At 56.2% G+C, this 1,224-nt stretch carries 1 protein-coding gene; it reads left to right on the top strand.

Features of this window, described 5'->3' with window-relative positions:
* Positions 1 to 86: 86 nt before the first annotated feature.
* Positions 87 to 1,085, top strand: coding sequence for an IS5 family transposase (locus CXF87_RS12080; RefSeq protein ID WP_101146784.1), 999 nt, complete (start codon positions 87 to 89; stop codon positions 1,083 to 1,085).
* Positions 1,086 to 1,224: the final 139 nt, after the last annotated feature.

Below are 1,224 nucleotides of genomic sequence, written 5' to 3'. Positions count from 1 at the left end.
GGAAACGCTGCATAAATACAGCCGTGGCTGCCTAAGTGCCACCGGCAGGGTAAAATATCGTCTTCCACTGTCCGACTGAGTTTCCAATGAAGCAGATCTCGTTTGCTCAGGCTGAGCACCAGAACAAGAAGAAGGTCACCCGCCGGGAACGGTTTCTGGCGCAGATGGAGGCCTTGATGCCATGGCAACGCTTGATTGGGGCGTTGTCGCCGTCCTACTTTCCGACGTCGGCGGGCAAGCGCGGTCGGCCACCCATCGGTCTGGAACGGATGTTGCGGATCTATTTCCTCCAGCAATGGTATGCACTGGCCGATGAGGCGCTTGAAGATGCCATCTATGACAGCCAGGCCATGCGCGACTTCATCGGTATCGACCTGGCCATCGAGAGTGTTCCCGACGCGACCACGTTGCTTCGCTTTCGCCATCTGCTTGAGAAGCATGCCCTGACTCAACGGATCTTCGAAGAGATCAATGCCAGTCTGGCTGACCAGGGCCTGTTCATGCGCGAGGGCACTATCGTTGACGCCACCATTGTGGCGGCGGCGCCTTCCACCAAGAACAAGGCCAAACAACGTGATCCAGAGATGAAGCAGACCCGGAAAGGGAATCAATGGTTCTTCGGGATGAAGGCCCATATCGGCGTCGATGCCGTGACGGGGCTGACCCACAGTGTGGCCGCCACCTCGGCTAATGTCGCCGATGTCACCATGACGGGGCATTTGGTTCGTGAGGATGACAAGCGAATATACGGCGATGCGGGTTATCTCGGCATGGAAAACTATCTGGGTGAAAATAAGCATGACCCGGACACTCGGTGCTGCGCCGCTGCCAGACGCGGCGCCATCAAGCGAATGGAAGACAGTCGAAAGAAAGCGCTGCTGCTGGCCTTCGAAAAGACTAAGGCCAGTATCCGCGCCAAGGTCGAGCACCCGTTTCATGTCGTCAAAAATCTCTTCGGCTACCGCAAGGTTCGCTACCAGGGACTGGCCAAGAACCAGGCGCAGCTGCTTAGCTTATTTGCACTGGCTAATCTGGTGCTGGCGGGACGATGTCAGAGACATCTTGGTGGGGGTAGTGTGTCTTGAATTCGGCTGGGCAGCCGGAAAACAAGGCTGCCAGGTAAAAAACGCCACTGACAGTGGCTAAAGATTGATCGCGGAGATAGTACTCGGGCCACATTGGGAACGTCAGTTGCCCACATACAAATTGATCAGCGTTTCCCTA

The organism is Halomonas sp. MES3-P3E (assembly GCF_002836035.1).
In the GTDB taxonomy this organism is placed as follows: domain Bacteria; phylum Pseudomonadota; class Gammaproteobacteria; order Pseudomonadales; family Halomonadaceae; genus Vreelandella; species Vreelandella arctica.
This window is presented reverse-complemented; position numbering and strand designations above follow the sequence as displayed.